This window comes from Flavisolibacter tropicus, assembly GCF_001644645.1.
Lineage (GTDB): Bacteria > Bacteroidota > Bacteroidia > Chitinophagales > Chitinophagaceae > Flavisolibacter > Flavisolibacter tropicus.
In genome coordinates this window covers 4,900,924-4,918,880 of the sequence record NZ_CP011390.1, presented here as the reverse complement: position 1 = coordinate 4,918,880, position 17,957 = coordinate 4,900,924, and the positions used below count along the sequence as shown (strand labels likewise).

At 42.3% G+C, this 17,957-nt stretch carries 12 protein-coding genes and 1 tRNA gene; 6 read left to right on the top strand and 7 right to left on the bottom strand.

What is annotated here, in order from left to right; translation table 11 throughout:
* Positions 1-174: 174 nt before the first annotated feature.
* From rny to SY85_RS21080, 4 genes are all read left to right on the top strand, one after another.
* Complete coding sequence (gene rny / locus SY85_RS21095) at positions 175-1,740, top strand: ribonuclease Y (protein WP_066407349.1); 1,566 nt, start codon at positions 175-177, stop codon at positions 1,738-1,740.
* A 237-nt stretch (positions 1,741-1,977) separates the two neighbouring features.
* Positions 1,978-2,355, top strand: coding sequence for a 50S ribosomal protein L19 (gene rplS, locus SY85_RS21090; protein ID WP_066407347.1), 378 nt, complete (start codon positions 1,978-1,980; stop codon positions 2,353-2,355).
* 129 nt (positions 2,356-2,484) lie between these two features.
* Positions 2,485-2,712 (top strand): Sec-independent protein translocase subunit TatA/TatB, encoded by a 228-nt coding sequence (locus SY85_RS21085; protein ID WP_066407345.1) that lies wholly within the window; start codon positions 2,485-2,487, stop codon positions 2,710-2,712.
* A gap of 202 nt (positions 2,713-2,914) precedes the next feature.
* Positions 2,915-3,955 (top strand): lytic transglycosylase domain-containing protein, encoded by a 1,041-nt coding sequence (locus SY85_RS21080; RefSeq protein ID WP_066407342.1) that lies wholly within the window; start codon positions 2,915-2,917, stop codon positions 3,953-3,955.
* A gap of 33 nt (positions 3,956-3,988) precedes the next feature.
* On the opposite strand, the gene SY85_RS21075 is transcribed toward SY85_RS21080, so the two are convergent.
* The 6 genes from SY85_RS21075 to SY85_RS21050 form a co-directional block, all read right to left on the bottom strand.
* Positions 3,989-5,200, bottom strand: a complete 1,212-nt coding sequence (locus SY85_RS21075) for an anthranilate synthase component I family protein (RefSeq protein WP_066407340.1) — start codon at positions 5,198-5,200, stop codon at positions 3,989-3,991.
* Positions 5,201-5,265: 65 nt separating this feature from the next.
* Positions 5,266-5,655, bottom strand: coding sequence for a hypothetical protein (locus SY85_RS25725; RefSeq protein ID WP_158513016.1), 390 nt, complete (start codon positions 5,653-5,655; stop codon positions 5,266-5,268).
* An 85-nt stretch (positions 5,656-5,740) separates the two neighbouring features.
* Positions 5,741-7,018, bottom strand: a complete 1,278-nt coding sequence (locus SY85_RS21065; protein ID WP_066407337.1) for an adenylosuccinate synthase — start codon at positions 7,016-7,018, stop codon at positions 5,741-5,743.
* A gap of 116 nt (positions 7,019-7,134) precedes the next feature.
* Positions 7,135-8,478 carry a RagB/SusD family nutrient uptake outer membrane protein gene (locus SY85_RS21060; protein WP_066407334.1) on the bottom strand — a complete coding sequence of 448 codons (1,344 nt, stop codon included), beginning with the start codon at positions 8,476-8,478 and terminating at the stop codon, positions 7,135-7,137.
* A gap of 18 nt (positions 8,479-8,496) precedes the next feature.
* On the bottom strand, positions 8,497-11,457 hold the full coding sequence (locus SY85_RS21055) for a SusC/RagA family TonB-linked outer membrane protein (protein ID WP_226998929.1): 2,961 nt from the start codon (positions 11,455-11,457) through the stop codon (positions 8,497-8,499).
* Positions 11,458-11,723: 266 nt separating this feature from the next.
* Positions 11,724-13,961, bottom strand: a complete 2,238-nt coding sequence (locus SY85_RS21050) for a RelA/SpoT family protein (protein WP_066410041.1) — start codon at positions 13,959-13,961, stop codon at positions 11,724-11,726.
* 95 nt (positions 13,962-14,056) lie between these two features.
* On the opposite strand from SY85_RS21050, the gene SY85_RS21045 reads away from it, so the two are divergent.
* Positions 14,057-14,138 (top strand) — tRNA-Leu (locus SY85_RS21045).
* Between the two features lie 60 nt (positions 14,139-14,198).
* Here the strand turns inward: SY85_RS21045 and SY85_RS21040 are convergent.
* A complete protein-coding gene (locus SY85_RS21040; protein WP_066407331.1) occupies positions 14,199-15,722 on the bottom strand; it encodes a hypothetical protein in 1,524 nt (507 codons plus the stop codon).
* Positions 15,723-16,075: 353 nt separating this feature from the next.
* On the opposite strand from SY85_RS21040, the gene tig reads away from it, so the two are divergent.
* Positions 16,076-17,452, top strand: a complete 1,377-nt coding sequence (tig, locus tag SY85_RS21035; protein ID WP_066407330.1) for a trigger factor — start codon at positions 16,076-16,078, stop codon at positions 17,450-17,452.
* Positions 17,453-17,957 lie beyond the last annotated feature (505 nt).

Genomic DNA, 17,957 nt, shown 5'->3' with positions numbered 1-17,957 from the left:
ATCTACAAGTTTATTATAAATCAATAAAAAAGCAACACAGCTTATCCATTTAGTATCAATTGTTTAACAATTCCAGAAATCGACTTGGTTTTGTATCTTCGCCTCTTACCGCTTTTTTAGCGGGGTGACCTTGTATTATCTATATATCAACTACACAAAACAAAAAAAGAACGAATGGACTCCAGCATATTAACCGTGATTGTTGCTATAGTGGCCCTATTGATAGGGATCGTAGCTGGCAAATTCATTTTTGCCAAAGACACAAAGCGCAAAGTAGAAGAAGCTGAAAATCATGCACAAAACATTATCAGAGAAGCCGAACTGAGAGGTGAAACGATTAAAAAAGAAAAAGAACTGTCTGCCAAAGAAAAATTTGTACAACTAAAGGCGGAGCACGACAAAGAAATTTTAGAGCGTAACCGCAAAATGGCTGAATCGGAAAATCGGGTAAAGCAAAAAGAAGGTAACATCAACCAAAAGACCGAGCAGCTAGAGCGCCAGGTTAAAGAAAACGATGCCATCAAACAAAACCTGAACCGTCAGCTAGAGGTATTGAATACCAAACAGGCTGAATTAGAAAAGCACCAGGAAGAGCATACCCGCCGCTTGGAAAAGATCTCTGGCCTAACAGCAGAGGAAGCTAAATCTCAGCTGATAGAGGGACTGAAACAAGAAGCACACTCTCAGGCATTGGGCTTACAACAAGACATTATAGATGAGGCTAAGCAAAAAGCCAATAAAGAAGCCCGCAAGATCATTATTCAATCTATTCAGCGTACAGCAGCTGAGCAGGCTATAGAAAACGCCATAACGGTGTTTAACCTGGAGAGTGATGAGATTAAGGGCCAGATCATTGGTCGTGAAGGCCGTAACATCCGCGCTATTGAAGCGGCTACCGGTGTAGACCTGATTGTTGATGACACCCCAGAGGCGATCATCCTTTCTTGTTTTGACCCATTGCGTCGTGAAATTGCCCGTTTAAGCTTACAGCGCCTGGTATCAGATGGTCGTATTCACCCAGCCCGGATTGAAGAGGTGGTAGAAAAGACCAAACGCCAGCTGGAAGAGCAGATCATGGAAATTGGTGAGCGTACCGTTATTGAACTAGGTATCCACGGTTTACATAAAGAACTGGTGCGTCTGGTAGGTAAAATGCGTTTCCGTTCTTCTTATGGTCAGAACCTGTTAATGCACAGCCGCGAAGTGGCTAACCTTTGCGCAGTTATGGCTGCAGAGCTTGGCTTGAACCCTAAACTGGCTAAGCGTGCTGGCTTGCTTCACGATATTGGTAAAGTTCCTGATGAGGAAACAGAATTAAGCCATGCCTTGTTAGGTGCTAAGCTTGCTGAGAAATATGGTGAAAATCCTGCTGTAGTAAACGCCATTGGTGCACACCACGATGAAATGGAAATGCAGTATGTGATCTCCCCGATCGTACAGGCTTGCGATGCCATCTCTGGTGCTCGTCCTGGCGCCCGTCGCGAGATCATGCAGCAATACCTGCAACGTATTAAAGAACTGGAAAATCTGGCGCTTAACTATAACGGTGTAGAAAAAGCGTACGCTATTCAAGCTGGACGTGAATTACGCGTCATTGTAGAGGCTGATAAAGTAACCGATAATGAAAGCGAAAAGCTGTCGTTTGAGATTGCCCAGAAGATCCAGACTGAAATGACCTACCCAGGTCAAATCAAAGTAACTGTTATCCGTGAAAAGCGTGCAGTGAACGTGGCGAGATAATAGAACTAGGATTGTAGGATTTGAAGATTTTGAGAAAATAAATGCTTATAAAAAGCTGGCCTTTAAAGGCCAGCTTTTTTCTTTTACATGATTACTCATATCTAAATTTGCCAGATAATTAGGGTTCTAAAATCCTTAAAATCAACCCAAATAAAGATTTCAGACAAAAAATCTGAAATCTAATATCTGAAATCTGAAATCTTTCCCCTACCTTTGCCGTCCTTAAAATTAGAAGTTATGAACTCCGCCGTTATTGCCTTCGTTCATGAGCAGCTTACAGGCAAAAAAGAATATCCTAAATTCAAAGCAGGTGATAACATCACTGTTAACTATAAAATCATTGAAGGTAATAAAGAACGTATTCAGTCCTTCAAAGGCGATGTAATTAAAGTACAAGGTACTGGCGCTACAGCTAGCTTCACCGTTCGTAAGATCTCTGACGGTGTTGGTGTTGAGCGTTTGTTCCCTTTCTTTTCTCCAAACATCGAGTCTATTGAATTTAATAAAGCTGGCCGTGTTCGTCGCGCTAAGTTGTACTATCAGCGTGAGCGTAGCGGTAAGAGTGCTCGTATCAAAGAAAAGAAAAGAGCTACTGTACAACCAGCTAAGGCATAATATAATTGTTAAGCTTACGATAAAGCGGGAGTGTACTCCCGCTTTTTTTATGGAATTCAATTGTAATATGCTGTACAGAGTACTTTTATAAATACCTTTGTTTTCTATTACTCAACTAAATTAATCGTCATGAGCCTTGGTTGGAACGAAATCCTGCTTATCCTTTTAGTGATTCTCTTATTATTCGGAGGCAAAAAAATTCCTGAATTGATGCGTGGCCTTGGAAAAGGCATCCGTGAGTTTAACGATGCAAAAGATAATGTGCGCCGTGAGATCCAGGATGGCATAACCGAGAAAGACCGTCAGACAACAACTACAAGTCCGACTCCCACCACTACAACAACACAACAGCCTTAAGCATTAAAATATTGCCAAAAGCGTAAAGCCGGTCCATTTAGGTACCGGCTTTTTTGGGTTTACACTAACAGTTTTAGCCTCATTTTGGTAAATTAGAGGTGCAAAATGAGGTACCTTTGCCCCACTTTAACCAACCAGAAACTAACAATAAGAGAGAGTACCGATAACCGTGTGATTAGGCGAATCCTTAAAAAAGAGCTCGATGAAAAAACTTTTATTGTTAACCCTATTTCCGTTAACGACATTTATTACAGCAACTATTGCCGGTAACGCCCAACAAAGTGGAAACTTCTCATTTGCAGCTGTAAAAGACTCTGTTATAAAAGATGGAGTTATAAAAGACTCAGTTATTATATCCAATCCCCGTGATGGATTTAAAGATCTGTTTGAATCGACTGCTGCCACCACTGGCTTTTCTGTTAAGTTGAATCCACAAGCCCTTTCCTTTGTACAAGATTATATGGATCGCTGCAGCGAAAGGCTGAATAAAATGAAAAGCTGGGGACGTCCCTACTTCGACATGATGGCGGATGTACTAACCAAACATGGTTTACCAGCTGAATTAAAATATTTATCTGTTATTGAGTCCGATTTAAAGGCTACTGCCGTTTCCTGGGCAGGTGCGGTAGGCCCTTGGCAATTAATGCCTGAAACAGCCCGTTTAATGGGCTTACGCGTAAACAGGAACAGCGATGAGCGCACCGATTACACAAAAAGCACCCATGCGGCAGCTCGTTACCTCACTTACTTGTATGGCCTATATAACGATTGGCTTTTAGTGATTGCAGCCTATAACGGAGGGCCGGGTAATGTGAATACGGCTATTCGTAAAAGCGGTAGCCGTAACTTCTGGTCAATGCAATACTACCTGCCAGCCGAGTCGCGCAACCATGTAAAGAAGTTTATTGCCACCCATTACATTATGGAAGGCGATGGCGGTGCGACTACTTTAACACAGAATGAACGATCGGAACTGCTGCTAAATCAGCCTGCAACGGCTATGGAAGGAATGGAAGTCATATCCGTAAGCGGTAAGTATAACGGAACAGTTATAGCCCAATTCCTGAAAATGAACATGGTAGATTTTTCTAAACTCAATCCAGCATTTGACAAGAGCCTGGCCGCCAACGGTACTTACAACCTGCGCTTACCTTCGGATAAAGCCTTGCTTTTCCAAGCGCAAAAGCCACAAATATTAGAGCAGTCTATCCGCTTAACATTAAGTAGCGCAGCAAACTTTTAATCTATAGTAGACTTTAAAAAAAAGTGCTAACTCTTAGGTTAGCACTTTTTTTATGGCAGCTGCTTTTAGCAGACATTCCTCCCACTCCTTCTCCGGATCGCTATAGATGGTGATACCAGAGCCTACCTGGTAGGATAAATACTTTGATTGCGCGTTATACATAACACTACGAATCACCACATTAAAGTCAAAGTTGCCATCAGGTCTAATATATCCCACACTGCCCGAAAAGATTCCACGGCTGCCGAATTCATATTGGCGAATCAGCTCCATCACACGCTTCTTGGGAGCGCCGGTCATAGACCCCATAGGAAAGGTAGCCTCTATAATTTCTGAAAAGGTGATATCCGGTTTCAATGTACCGGTAACGGTTGAAATCATCTGGTGCACTTGCGGAAACGCATAAATGCCAAATAACTCTTCTACCTGTACGGAGCCTTCCCGGCAAACCCTTGATAAGTCGTTACGTACCAGGTCCACAACCATAACGTTCTCTGAGCGATCCTTAGCGCTATTATACAGCGCCTCTTTTGCTGCCTTATCTAATGCTTCATCGGCAGGAAATCGCTTGCTGGTGCCCTTTATAGGCTGGGAAAAAAGCACACTACCTTCCTTGCATAGAAAACGTTCAGGGCTAGCACAGAGTAAGTAGCTATCAGCCACCTTATAGAGAGCAGAAAACGGATTGGGAGAAACCTCTAATAGCATTAGAAATACAGACAAAGGATCGATCACTACATCTGTTGCAAAAAACTCCTGGCAGAAGTTGATCTCATAACAATCGCCCAATTGAATATGACGCTGTAGCTGTTTGATTGTTTCAATGTAAGACTCCTTCGTAAATCTTGACTTAAAGGTAACCGTAGAAGATTGAGCAGGCTTTATATTTTGTACCCCGATTTCTGTAAATACACCTTCTGGATCAACGCCTTCAATCACTACTGTATGACCAGTTAAACGGATCAAGTATTGAGGCTGAAAAAAAAGAAAAGAAGGAAACCCGATAGGGCTAACAGAAGACGTAGGTAATCCAAACCAGTCTAGCCCTAGCTCATAAGACAAATGGCCAAAAGCCCAATTGCTCTTTTCTAGAAAAGGATCAATTGCAGAAAAGCCGGCCTGTGTGGCATCCAGCCTCTCTGTAGCGCCTACGGCTAACAGGCAGTCATAATGGCGTGGCTGTATTGTGTAATCTTGGTTATCTAGAAAACAAAAAATGTTGAACCGTTGTGCCCAGTTCAACATTTTTTGTTTAAAACCTGTTACATCAGTAATAGTAAAACTGCTGATGGCGACAGAATTTATAGTGTTTAAAAATCGTCGTCTTCGTCGTCAAAGTCAGAGCCGCTGTCATTGAAAAGATCTTTAAACTCAGGATCTTCTTCAATTTTGAAGTCATCGTCGTCATCCTCCCCTTTTTTGCCGCCACCTTTCTTTGATTTAGGAAGATCAAACTCTTCAAAGTCAGGATCCCAATCCTCATCCTCTTCATCTCCTAACTCTTCGTCATCGATATCGTCATCATCCTCATCATCGTCTTCACTTTTTTTAGAACCACCTCTTTTTGGTGTTTCATCAAAATCATCATCCTCGTCCTCTTCGCTTTTAGACTTAGAGGCGCTTTTTTTGGCTTGCGCTATTAATTTTTCAACAAGCTCTGTTGTCGTTAACGGTTGTTCTAATTCTAATATTTCTGACATAGCTTCTTAAATTACCGGTGTAAAATTTCTGCGAAGTTTTTAATCCGCCAAATTTTAAAAAACTTTTTTTTAACGAGCTTTTACTTTATTTTTTTTCTGTTTTTACGATTTGATCGCGGCCAGGGCCATTAGAAATAAACGAGATAGGAGTACCCAAGTACTCAGAGATAACCTTTACATAGTCCTTCATAGCCTCAGGCAAGCTATCTACGTCTTTTATAACAGAAGAATTGGTTTTCCAACCCTTATAGCTCTGATATTGAGGCTCAATGGTTTTACCCACCATTTGGTAAGGCACTTGTTCTGTGGCTACACCATCTACTTTATAGGACGTACACAGTTGTAATGTATCAAAAGCATCCAATACGTCGGCCTTTGTCATTACAATTGAAGTAACACCATTTAAGAAGCAGGCATATTTCAAGGCCACCAGGTCCATCCAGCCACAACGGCGTGGGCGTCCTGTAGTAGCGCCAAATTCATTACCTATCTTTCTTAACTCCTCACCTGTTGCGTCATGCAATTCTGTTGGGAAAGGACCGCTACCTACGCGGGTACAATACGCTTTTGATACACCAATTACCTCACGGATTCTTTGAGGGGCTACGCCTAAACCGCTACAAACACCAGCAGAAACGGTATTGCTGGAAGTAACAAAGGGGAATGTACCAAAGTCAATATCCAACATACTACCTTGAGCACCTTCAGCTAGCACTTTTTTACCCTTTGCCAACGCATCGTTGATAAAGTATTCACCGTTTACGATATTCAAGGTTTTCAAAAACTCAACCGCCTCAAAAAACTCTTCTTCCCAAGCAGAGATATCTTCATTGAAATTGTAGTTATCTAAAAGCTTTTGGTGCTTTAAACGCAGCTTTATATAAGATGTGGTAAAGTTCTTTTGCAATAGATCACCTACACGGATCCCATTACGACCAGTTTTGTCCATATAAGCTGGTCCGATCCCTTTTAAGGTAGAACCGATCTTTTCCTCACCTTTCGATTGCTCAGCAGCTTTATCTAAAGCCCGGTGAGTAGGAAGAATTAAGTGCGCTCTTTCAGAAATAAACAGGTTCTTTTTTAAGTCTACGCCAAAGCCTGCTACTGTAGCACATTCTCTTCGCAAGGTTACCGGGTCTAACACAACCCCATTTCCAATTAAATTGGTTGTGCCTTGATGAAATACACCAGAAGGGATTTGGTGTAACACCACTTTTGTGTTTTCTGCACCTACATACAAAGTGTGACCAGCGTTAGGCCCACCCTGAAAACGTGCGATAATATCGTATTGAGAAGCAAAGTAGTCAACAATTTTACCCTTGCCTTCGTCTCCCCATTGTAAGCCTAAAATAACATCTACCATAAAGCAGTACTTGAATGAGGGGCAAATGTACGGCACTAAATTTAGCTCAAGTAAAAAAGCCCCGCAAATTGCGAGGCTTTCCTTTTGAATACGTATCATTTTATTGCCAATAAGCTCTATCTGGGCTCATTTGCCGGTATAGGAAATTGAACCCATACATCATCGCCTGTTCTATCAATGGGCAGTTGGCTTAATAAATTATAACGCCGCATATCAATCCATCGGTGCCCTTCTCCAAACAGGGAATAACGCCGTTGCTTCAATATTTCTGTAATTAAACTTTGTTTATCGGTTGCGCCTGTATAGTTTCCTATACCTGCTGCATTCCGGATCCGGTTGATGGCGGCAACCGCCTCGGTCGTAGTGCCTAACTGTGCCTTAACCTCTGCAATAAGCAATATCAATTCTTCGTTCCTGATTATAGGTATCGGATCAACATTCGTTTTATAAATGTTTAAGTCATAATTACTAGTCAAGCCGTCTAACGATTCAGGAGCTGTTCTTTTCGAAGCCTTACTTAACCTAAGATCCCCAGTAGTAGCGTCAGTAACATAGCTTGGGTGAGCTAATCTTACCTCCCCACTAGAATTCAATGGAAAGAATACAGTATTCAACTGGTCGTTCCCTGCCACTGAGTATCGATAGTAGACCCCCATTTTTAAATCACCTGTCAGGCTAAGAAAAGATTCGTTCAATGCTGTATTGGCAGTTGCCCAATCTTCTTTATAAACAGCTACTCGTGCAGCCAAGGCTCTATTAAACTTTGAAAAATCGGAAGCTTTGCGGGATGGGGGATCTAAAAATGAGAGCAAGGTATTGAACGGAAGATCGGCACTTTTGTCTTTTAAATCCGCATTGGCCTCATTCAAAAGATTCAGGATGGCATCCAGTCCTTGTTGCCTGTTTAAAATAGGTCCAAGCTTATCCGGGTCTTTCACATCAACTCTGACTCCATTATTATATAAAAGATTTAAGACACTCAGTAACTCATGTGCCTGTATGGTTTTGGCATAGGCTATTCCTGCCTTCCGTTGTTCTTCTGTAATAGTGCCATTTGCAACGGCTTTTGTATTGGTTAATGCATCAATTAAAATATTAGCGTTCCGGATAGTCCTGTATCGCGCTCCATAAGGATTGGTGATGTAAAAAGTATTGCTATCCAAGACTGCATTCCCTTTCCCTAACAACTCTGTTGTAAAACGCGGGTCAGAAGCAGAAAAGCGATAAATTTCACGCCCAATTACACCGACATCATCATAATAATTATTCAGGTTGTCTCGCATAGCAGATTCTGTACCCGTGGCCAGATTTTGAATTTCACCAATTGTAGCGTTTTCTCCAATGGTATTACCATTAGGGTTATTGGGATCTTCTATGGGATCCACTTTACAGGCATTTAATACCAGTGCGTAGAAAAGTATTAGAAGTACTGTTTGATATCTATTGATATTTGGTCTCATTGTAAAACGTTTAAGGGTCTAGAAGGTAACATACACGTTAAAGTGAATACTTTTAGATGATGGATAAGGAGTAACCTCTACGTTGCTGGAAATAGCTCCAATACCAAAATTGGAAACCTCTGGATCATAGCTAGGATAATCAAAAACGTTAATGAGGTTACGACCAGAAACCCCCACTCGTACAGTGGCGATATTTCTAAACCATTCTTTCGGCATTGTATAGGTCAAGCCCATCTCCCGCACCCGGAAATAACTAGCATTCTGCACCCAAGGTTGTGCAGTTGTTCCAGTTATTGATAACCGGTACTGTCCGTTAGTCTTCTGACCGCTTGGGTCAAGATCTCTATCGTTCCAATCATGAGACGTACCAAAATTGTCAGAAAGGAATGTGGTTAGGTTGATGTTTTCACCTCCCTGTTTCCAGTGTAACAGAAAACTAAAGTCGAAATTTTTGTAAGTCAGGGTATGATAAGAAGAAATATTAAAATCTGGTTCACCATCACCAAACACTGCCAGGCCGGTATTGGGGTCAGCACCATCTTCTTTCACTCTACCCACTCCCACAATTTGTGTAGGGCTTTTTCCTTCCTCTATCCGGTATGTTCCTAAGGTAGCACCAAAGGCTCCTGTATTAAATGCAGGAACGTCTAGCCGGGTAACAATAGCATTGTTTTGCCAGAAAGAGGTGGTTTGTGTCCAGTGAAAATCTTTTTTATCGAATATGGTAGCATTTAGTGCTATTTCAATACCGGTGTTTCTGATTTTAGCTACATTCTGCCAATAATCTTGAAAGCCGGAAGACAAAGCAACGTCCGCTTTTAGGATCAGATCATCAACAATCTTCCTGTAATAGGTAAATTCCAGCGTAACGCGGTTGTTCCAAGCTCCGATATCTGTTCCCATCTCCAGCTCTTTTTGAGTCTCAGGTTTCAGATTCGTATTACCGCGTGTTATATTAATTAGCGATCCAGTAGTTCCGCCATATCCTACAGACACTAAAGGTGAATAAATGGCTCCAAATGGTGCGAAGTTTCCTGATTCACCATAAGCACCACGAAGCTTTATTTGGCTGATTGGCCCTAGTGATAAACCGCCACCCAATTTATGCACGTTAAAGGCAACAGAACCTTTGGGAAAGTAATAGAGTTTGTTAGCGTCGCCATTTCGAGATGATCGATCTCCCCTTAATCCAACAGTTGCTATTACCAGTTCTTTGTAGTTGGCTTCTTCCTGCACAAAGAAACCGCGGTCTCTTTGCTTGATCTTTGTTTGTTGCACCTGAACCGCACCGGCCTGGTTAACATTGGTTTGGGTACCAATCAATTGGGTAGCCGTATTCAATACATGGTCCTGATCAAAATTCTCAGCGGTCAAACCAGCCTGTGTACGCAAGTTCAGATCCTTAGAGATATCCAAAGAATACAGTAAAAAAGCCGACAGATTCGATCCTTTAGTAATGGCTGTTCCATTAATAGATGCACCATTGGTACCGTTACCCCCTGATTGAAACTGTAGATCTGGTGGAAAAATAGCAATGGTATTCAGGGTATACTGGTCAATACCGCCTCTGGCAATAAGACGCAGATCATGAATACCCTTATTCAGAATCTTCCAAGTGCCTGTGCCCCCTACAAGCATTCTTTCTACTTTTTCACGATTGGTGATCAAGTCCCTTGTTTGTATAAAGTTAGAAGGCACAAAAGGGTGCTTTGGATACACGCCATTGGCATCGGGATATAAATTCACCCAATTGGGTGTCGCTACATACGATACCCCCATTGTGGAACTGGTATTATCGTTATTAAAATAGCCCCTGTCTGCCTGGGAGTTCACATAATTAGCACTTACAGATAGATCCAGAAAATTAGTAACACGCTGATCCACATTCACCCGAAAAGAAGATTTCTGATAGCCGGTTCTTTTTACTATACCTTCATCATCTTTGTAAGTATAACCCAGGTAATACTTAGTAGCATCATTACCTCCACTCACGCTGATGCGCGTATTACTCATAAACCCTTTATTGCCAAATAACTCGTCTTCATAATTATAGGTTTTTCCATTAGATGCGTTGTACAGCGCAAGCCTGCTAGAATCGAAAACAGCTACCACTTTCTGGGCTGTCCAATCCGACATGCCTAACTTTCTTAATTGCATTTGCACGCCAAAAGATTGCCCTAATTCAATTCGAGGTTTGCCAGATTTGCCCCGCTTAGTAGTAACAATTACAACACCAGTGGCCGCCCTGGCACCATAGATAGCTGCCGCAGAAGCCCCTTTCAGTATTTCAATACGATCAATATCTTCCGGATCCAGGTCGGCTATACGATTCGATTGGTTGTCCTGGAAATCTGTACTTCCCTGGCCTGCTGCTTTTGAAACAGAGTTCAAGCCTGGAAGAATAGATGAGTTATCGTAGTAAACACCGTCGACAATAAAGAGTGGCTGTGAGTTGGCAATTAAGGAAGTTATACCTCTCAGCTTAACAGATATACCTCCGCCTGGAGAGCCAGAGTTTGCCGAAATGTTGGCGCCTGTAAACTTGCCATACAATGCGGCATCCATTGATGGCTGTACCGTAGTTCCAACTAATTGCTTTGCTGAAATAGAAGAAACGGCATTTGCCAAGTTAGAACGCCTTACAGAAGAGGCAATACCTGTTACTACTACCTCTTGCAAGTTACCTTGTCCTCCTCCCTGCATCGTCACCTTCAGATCTACAGTAGCGGTAGCCAGATCGATAGTTTGCGTTTGAAAACCAACATAAGAGAATTGAAGGACACCTGTTTTATTTGGAACAGAAATACTAAAACGGCCATTGGCATCGGTGGTTGTTCCAATGCTGGAGTTGAGCAATTGTACACTCACACCTGATAATGGATTATTAGAGGCGTCAACTACTGTCCCTGTAATAGCTTGCTGGGCCCAGCTCGTAATTCCTAACAGTAGTACCCATGCGCAGAGTAGAAGTTTTCTCATTTGCATTTGACTAGTTTACAGGTAGGACAAATGCATTATCACATGTGCTTCATATAGAAAATAATCATTTGCTGAAGCCGCATTTTCATTAACTGAAGCATGAAAAAAACTAACTGAAATAAGTATGAAATGCCGAAAGCACTAACCGATAAAAGTTATAAAAAGCATTAAAAAAAGAGCGTTTGCCATTGCTGGAAACGCTCTTTCAAAACATATAAAGTAACAGTACTTACCAGTATTGATCCTTATTATTCTCTATTGATAAACTAACCGGCTGTTTCAGTATCAAAGCGGTCTACCGAGTGAATGCCATGCAGTGACTTTAAGCGTTTTACCAATTCATCCAATTGCTCTTTATCATGCACAAATAAACGAATGGTACCTTCAAACAAGCCTTCTTTTGATTCAATGGTAATAGCCGAAATATTCAAGCGCAACTCACTACTGATTACATTAGTGATCTTGCTCACCACGCCCACATCGTCCATTCCAATGATCTTTAAACCTGTCAGGAATGAAATCTCCTTATTCTTAGCCCACTTGGTTTTTACAATGCGGTGGCCATAGTTACTTAATAGCTTAGTGGCATTAGGACAGTTGATGCGGTGAATGGTCAAGCCTTTACCCGTGGTTACAAACCCAAACACATCATCGCCTGGAATGGGCTTACAACAGTTGGCCAGGTTATAAACGATCTTATCGCTGCTCTCACCAAAAATGATCAGTTCCGTATCTTTTTTAGCTAAGGCAGGATTGTATTCCGGCTTCGGCTCATGCTGCACCTTCACGGGTTTAGGAGCTTCAATCCGATCTCCAACAACCTTGAATTCTTTGAGTTCTTTCAGGTCATTGTTCTTAATAGCAATCTGGTAATGCAGCTCCAGCTGAGACGGGTATTTATAAAAGGTTACCAGCTCTTCTAAATTGTGCTGGTTAACAGCAACTCCAAGACCTTCCAATTTTCGTTGCAGTATATATTTCCCTTCATCTGCAATTGACTTCTTTTCTTCTTTGAGCGCGTCTTTGATCTTGGTGCGAGCCTTAGCTGTTACCACAAAGTTCAGCCAGTCTTCCGATGGCTTTTGCTTGTTAGAGGTAATGATCTCTACCTGGTCACCACTACGCAGCTTATGGCTAATGGGTACCAGCTTATGATTCACCTTAGCACCAATACATTTACTACCAACCACACTGTGTACGCTAAAGGCAAAATCCAGTGCAGTAGCACCTACGGGCAACATCTTTACATCGCCCTTTGGTGTATAGATATAGATCTCTTCTGCCAGGAAGCTGGTTTTAAAGTCCTGCAGAAAATCAACCGAATCAGTATCCTGGCTCGTCAGCACCTCACGTATCTGGTTAAACCATTTATCAAAACGGCTTTCATCGCTGGCGCCTTCTTTATACTTCCAGTGTGCTGCCAGCCCCTTTTCGGCAATCTCGTTCATCCGCTTGGTGCGTATCTGCACCTCTACCCACTTCCCCTGCGGCCCCATCACTGTAGTGTGCAGGGCCTCGTAACCATTGCTTTTAGGATTGCTTAACCAATCGCGCAGGCGTTCTGGCGATGGCATGTATTCATCTGTGATCATTGAATACACTTTCCAGCAGTCTTCTTTTTCTTTTTCAGTGGGAGAATCCAGTATTACACGGATGGCAAAAAGATCGTACACCTCTTCAAAAGCCACAGCCTTCTTTTTGATCTTATTCCAGATGGAGTGAATGCTTTTGGGGCGGCCATATATCTCAAAGTTGAATTCACCGGCCTCGAGCTTATCTTTTAATGGCTTAATAAACTCATTGATATAACGGGTGCGCTCGCGCTTGGTCTCTGCCAGCTTTTGCGCTATTTCTTTATAAGGCCCTGGCTCAAGGTATTTCATGGCCAGGTCTTCCATTTCCGTCTTAATGTTATAAAGGCCCATACGATGGGCCAGCGGTGCGTATACATACACCGTTTCGGAAGCAATCTTTAATTGTTTTTCCGGCTTCATGCTTTCCAAAGTCCGCATATTGTGTAAGCGGTCGGCCAGCTTGATGATGATCACGCGGGGATCATCAGTCAGCGTCATCAGTATTTTCCGGAAATTTTCAGCCTGCTGGGAGGCGTTAACATCTACAACGTTTGAGATCTTTGTCAGTCCATCTACAATACGGGCAATCTCGTTTCCAAATTCCCTCTGGATGTCCTCTATTGTAATATCAGTATCTTCTACCGTATCGTGCAGTAAGGAACAAATGGAAGAACGTATACCCAGCCCAATTTCTTCTACACAAATACGCGCTACAGCCAGTGGATGTAAAATATAAGGCTCGCCGCTTTTGCGGCGCATGGTTTTGTGTGCATCAGCCGCCATTTCAAAGGCCAGGCGAAGTAAACGGCGGTCACCAGGCTTGATACGAGACTTTAGCCCACGCAGTAAGGCACGGTATTCCCTTAGGATAAGCTTCTTTTCCTGCTCTTCATTTAAGTTATACTTCGGTATCTGCGCTACGGTTTCCATAACCAACGAATTTACAGCATTTAGCCCCCAGATTTTTTTTAACAACAATAAGATTTATAAACTTTAATAAAATCCCCTACATTTGCCACCCCAAAGCGGATGTGGCGAAATTGGCAGACGCATCAGACTTAGGATCTGACGCCGCGAGGCGTGTAGGTTCGACTCCTATCATCCGCACAAAAAAGACCTCTTACTTAGTAAGAGGTCTTTTTTATTTACAGCTTCCAGTACTCGCTTTTATGATCTTCTTTTATCCTGACGCGGATCTTTACAATCGTGTAGTATTTCACAGTTAAACTGGTATTGAGCCGATGCCGCATTATTACTTATACGATCAGCCTCTTTTAATAGCTGGCGAATGCTTTCAAAACCACCTGCACGTAAGGAAGCTACCTGTAGTTTGATGTCATCACTTGAAGTCTTGGAATAGGCTGCTGCAAGATTTTCTAGTTCTCTAAGCGCCTCACCATGCACTTTTACCTTTGCATACCAAATCTCTGTCTCTTTTACTGTTTTTTCCTGCTCCAATTCATAGAACATAGCCCCCGCAGCATGTTTGATTTCACCCTCATAGAGTATTTCAGTTCCATATTCAGACCTACTTACCCTAGGAGATGCATCCATGCTTTTTTTCACCCATTGTGTAAGGGTACCTGCTTTTAGCCTGATAGCTCTATCATAGTCAGACTGCCGATTACCAATTACGGTTAAATCAGCCTCCAGCTTTTTGATTACCTGGGTTGTTTTATTTTGAAATTCCTGCAATTCTCTTACTTGCGCAATATTTTGAGTGCTTGCTCCCTTTTGTTGATTACTTGCCGTTGCAGATGCTGGCTTGCCTGCCTGGCCATAATACCTTTCCTCAAACTCTTTATAGATCTTTTGTTTTTCTTCAGTACCAGCCTCATTAAAACGTTTGGCGAATGCTTTATTAGTCATCATCTCCTGCGTAAAAGCGCTCTGTGCTGACTGCCCGCTCTGATTGCGCATCATTTGTTCTGCCATAGCTCTTTTCTGGTCGGGTGTCATTTTTTGAATTTGCTCTGGCGTTGCACCTCCTGTTTGAGCAGCTGTCATCTTTCTTACATATTCTTCTCTCTCTTTTTGTGACATTTTCTGCAGTGCAGCCACATCCATTTGTGCCAGCACAGGATTGTTTTTAAAACTGGCATTTACCTCTTCCTCATACATTTTTTTTACAGCCTCATCACCGCCCTTCTTATACGTTTGCACTACTTTAGTCTCCCCTGCCAATTCCTGGGCTGCCCTTTTTGCCTCATCTTCCGCTTTATCTATTTTCCCTAAATAAGCCTCAGCAGTGCGTTCTGTATAGGTAGCCAAAGCCACTGGGAGATTTATAATAGGTTCTTGTATTCCTGCTAACAGGTGAAACTTTGCAGGCTCATTAGGTAAGGCTTTGAAGGTAACAGGCTTTGAAAATTTTGTGTCGTATAACTTAGCCAACTTGTCCTGAATTAGCCCATTTGTATTAAAATACTCAATCAACTTAGCAGACTTATCGGCTACGCTCATACCAGTATTTTGCTTTTGCGTCTGTCCTTTTATGTATTCTAAATAATTCTGTACCAACTCTTCCGTCAGTTTTGCATTCGCTTTTTCGCCTGGGGTAAGCGGCACTTCAAAATCGCTATCATTTGCTGCTGTTTTTTTTGTCCCGTTACTCTTTGTTTGTCCTATAGCCGTAGAAAGAGTAAGGATAGAAATGGAGAGGAATAAAAAGCGTAGGTGTTTCTTCTTCATAATTTTAGTTTTGGTTTAGTATGTCCTAATGTGAGTTCAAAACCAGTCGAAATCCTACGACAGAATCTACACTGATAAAGCGTACGATTCCATACGATTTAGGCATGCATGACTTCCTAACAGAACGCCATTACAACTGATTTGTTTATGAAGCTACAGGCTTTTACAGCTGCGGAAAATGCTTGATGCATAAAGTGTTATTAACATATGATGAATCGGGTAATCAGGAAGCTATCACCCTAAGATTATTCAACCACAATTCTTGTTTTAACAGCTCTAAAGCAGAACAGAATGAGCTTCCGATGGTGTTCTCGTGTATTTCCGTTAGTTTTGCACCCCTTTAAATAGTGTTTATGGCTACAGTAACCAGAGAGAACATTGGTTCTCTTCACGAGAAATTAAATATTACCATCAATAAAGAAGATTATCTCCCTTCTTTTGAAAAAGCATTAAAAGAATATAGCAAAAAGGCCAATATCCCTGGCTTCCGCAAAGGCATGGTGCCTGCCGGTCTGATCAAAAAGATGTATGGCAACTCCCTGTTTGTTGACGAAGTACTAAAGAAAGTTGACCAGGAAGTATACAATTATATCCAGACTGAAAAGCTGGACATCTTCGCGCAGCCACTGCCAATGGAGATGAACCTGGGTCAATTGGATATCAATAAGCCTGACAATTATACCTTCCAGTTTGAAGTAGGTATGAAGCCTGACTTCCAGCTGCCTAACCTAGGTGCTGAAAACCTGAAGCGTTATAAGGTAGAGATTACCGATGACATGCTGAACGAAGAGGTTGAACGCCTGCGTGTACGCTATGGCAATATGACTGAGCCTGAAGCAGTTACAGGCGATGATAACGTGCTGAACGTAAACTTCGTAGAAACTGACGCTGCTGGTAATGAGTTAGAAGGCGGTATCCGCAAAGACAACTCTGTATTGGTTAAATACTTTAAAGAAAGCTTCCGCCCTAGCCTGATTGGCAAAAAGACTGGTGACACTATCCAACTGAACTTTGATGAGGCTTTTGAAGGCCAGGAAGCACAGTGGATTCTGCAAGATCTGGGCATTGACAGCGGTACCAACCGCAACTTCCGCCTAGATATCACTAAGGTGGGTTTGGTAGAGCCTCGCGAGTTGAACGAAGAATTCTTTGCGCAGCTGTTCCCTAATGCAGAGATCAAAACAGAAGAAGATTTCCGCAATAAATTAAGAACAGAACTAGAAACTCAGTGGAATAACGAAAGCAGCAACCAGTTGCAGCACTCACTTTACCACGTGTTATTAGACCACACAACTGTCAACTTCCCTGAGGAGTTCCTGAAGCGTTGGTTAAAAACACAGGGAGAAAACAATCAGCCTAAAACTGATGAGCAGGTAGCGCATGAATTCCCGCAATTCCTGAACCAGCTGAAGTGGAGCGTGATCACTGAAAAGATCATCGCCGATAACAATATCCAGGTACAGCACGAGGACCTGCGCCAGTTTGCTAAACAACAATTGTTGGGCTACATGGGTATGAGTGCACTGGATGAAGAGCAAGACTGGGTACGCGACTACATTGACCGCATGATGAAAGATCGTAAATATGTAGAGGATTCTTATAACCGTCTTCAAACACAGAAAGTGTTTGAATGGGCTGAAGGTCAAGTAAATGCTACAGAAACTCCGATCTCTAAAGAAGAGTTCATCCGCATGAACCAAGAGCACCAACACGCTCACCACGAACATTAATTATTTCAAACGCAAATAGCTAAAGGAGAATAGGGAAACCTGTTCTCCTTTTTTTATATCACGGATTTAAGGATTTTGGATGGATTCCACGGATGATTTTAAATTCCGGTTAGTGAACACTTTAGGGTAGCTACCGATAGTGCAACTTGCGGGAGCATTAATGGCTTCCCTATTCTTCTTTTCCGCTCTTTTGCCGATCGCCACCCCCTCTCTTAGGGATTTGTTTTGGTCTGCTTCGGGAATCCTTCGGGGCTTCTTCGGAGATTTCCGAAGCGGTCTCGAACAAGTCTCGAAGGAGTCTCGAAGAAATCCTAACGAAAGGCCCCCGATAAGCAACTAATAAGGCCAGGAAACGGTAAATAAAAGAGAGATGGCCTAACTTAAAATATATTGAAATCTGGCTAGCAAAAGCCTTAATAGGGTTTCCTCCTGGTAAATAGAAAAGAATTGGAAACTGGGTTTTGGGGCTTCCCCTGATCATTGACTCATTCTTTTTTGTCTGCCC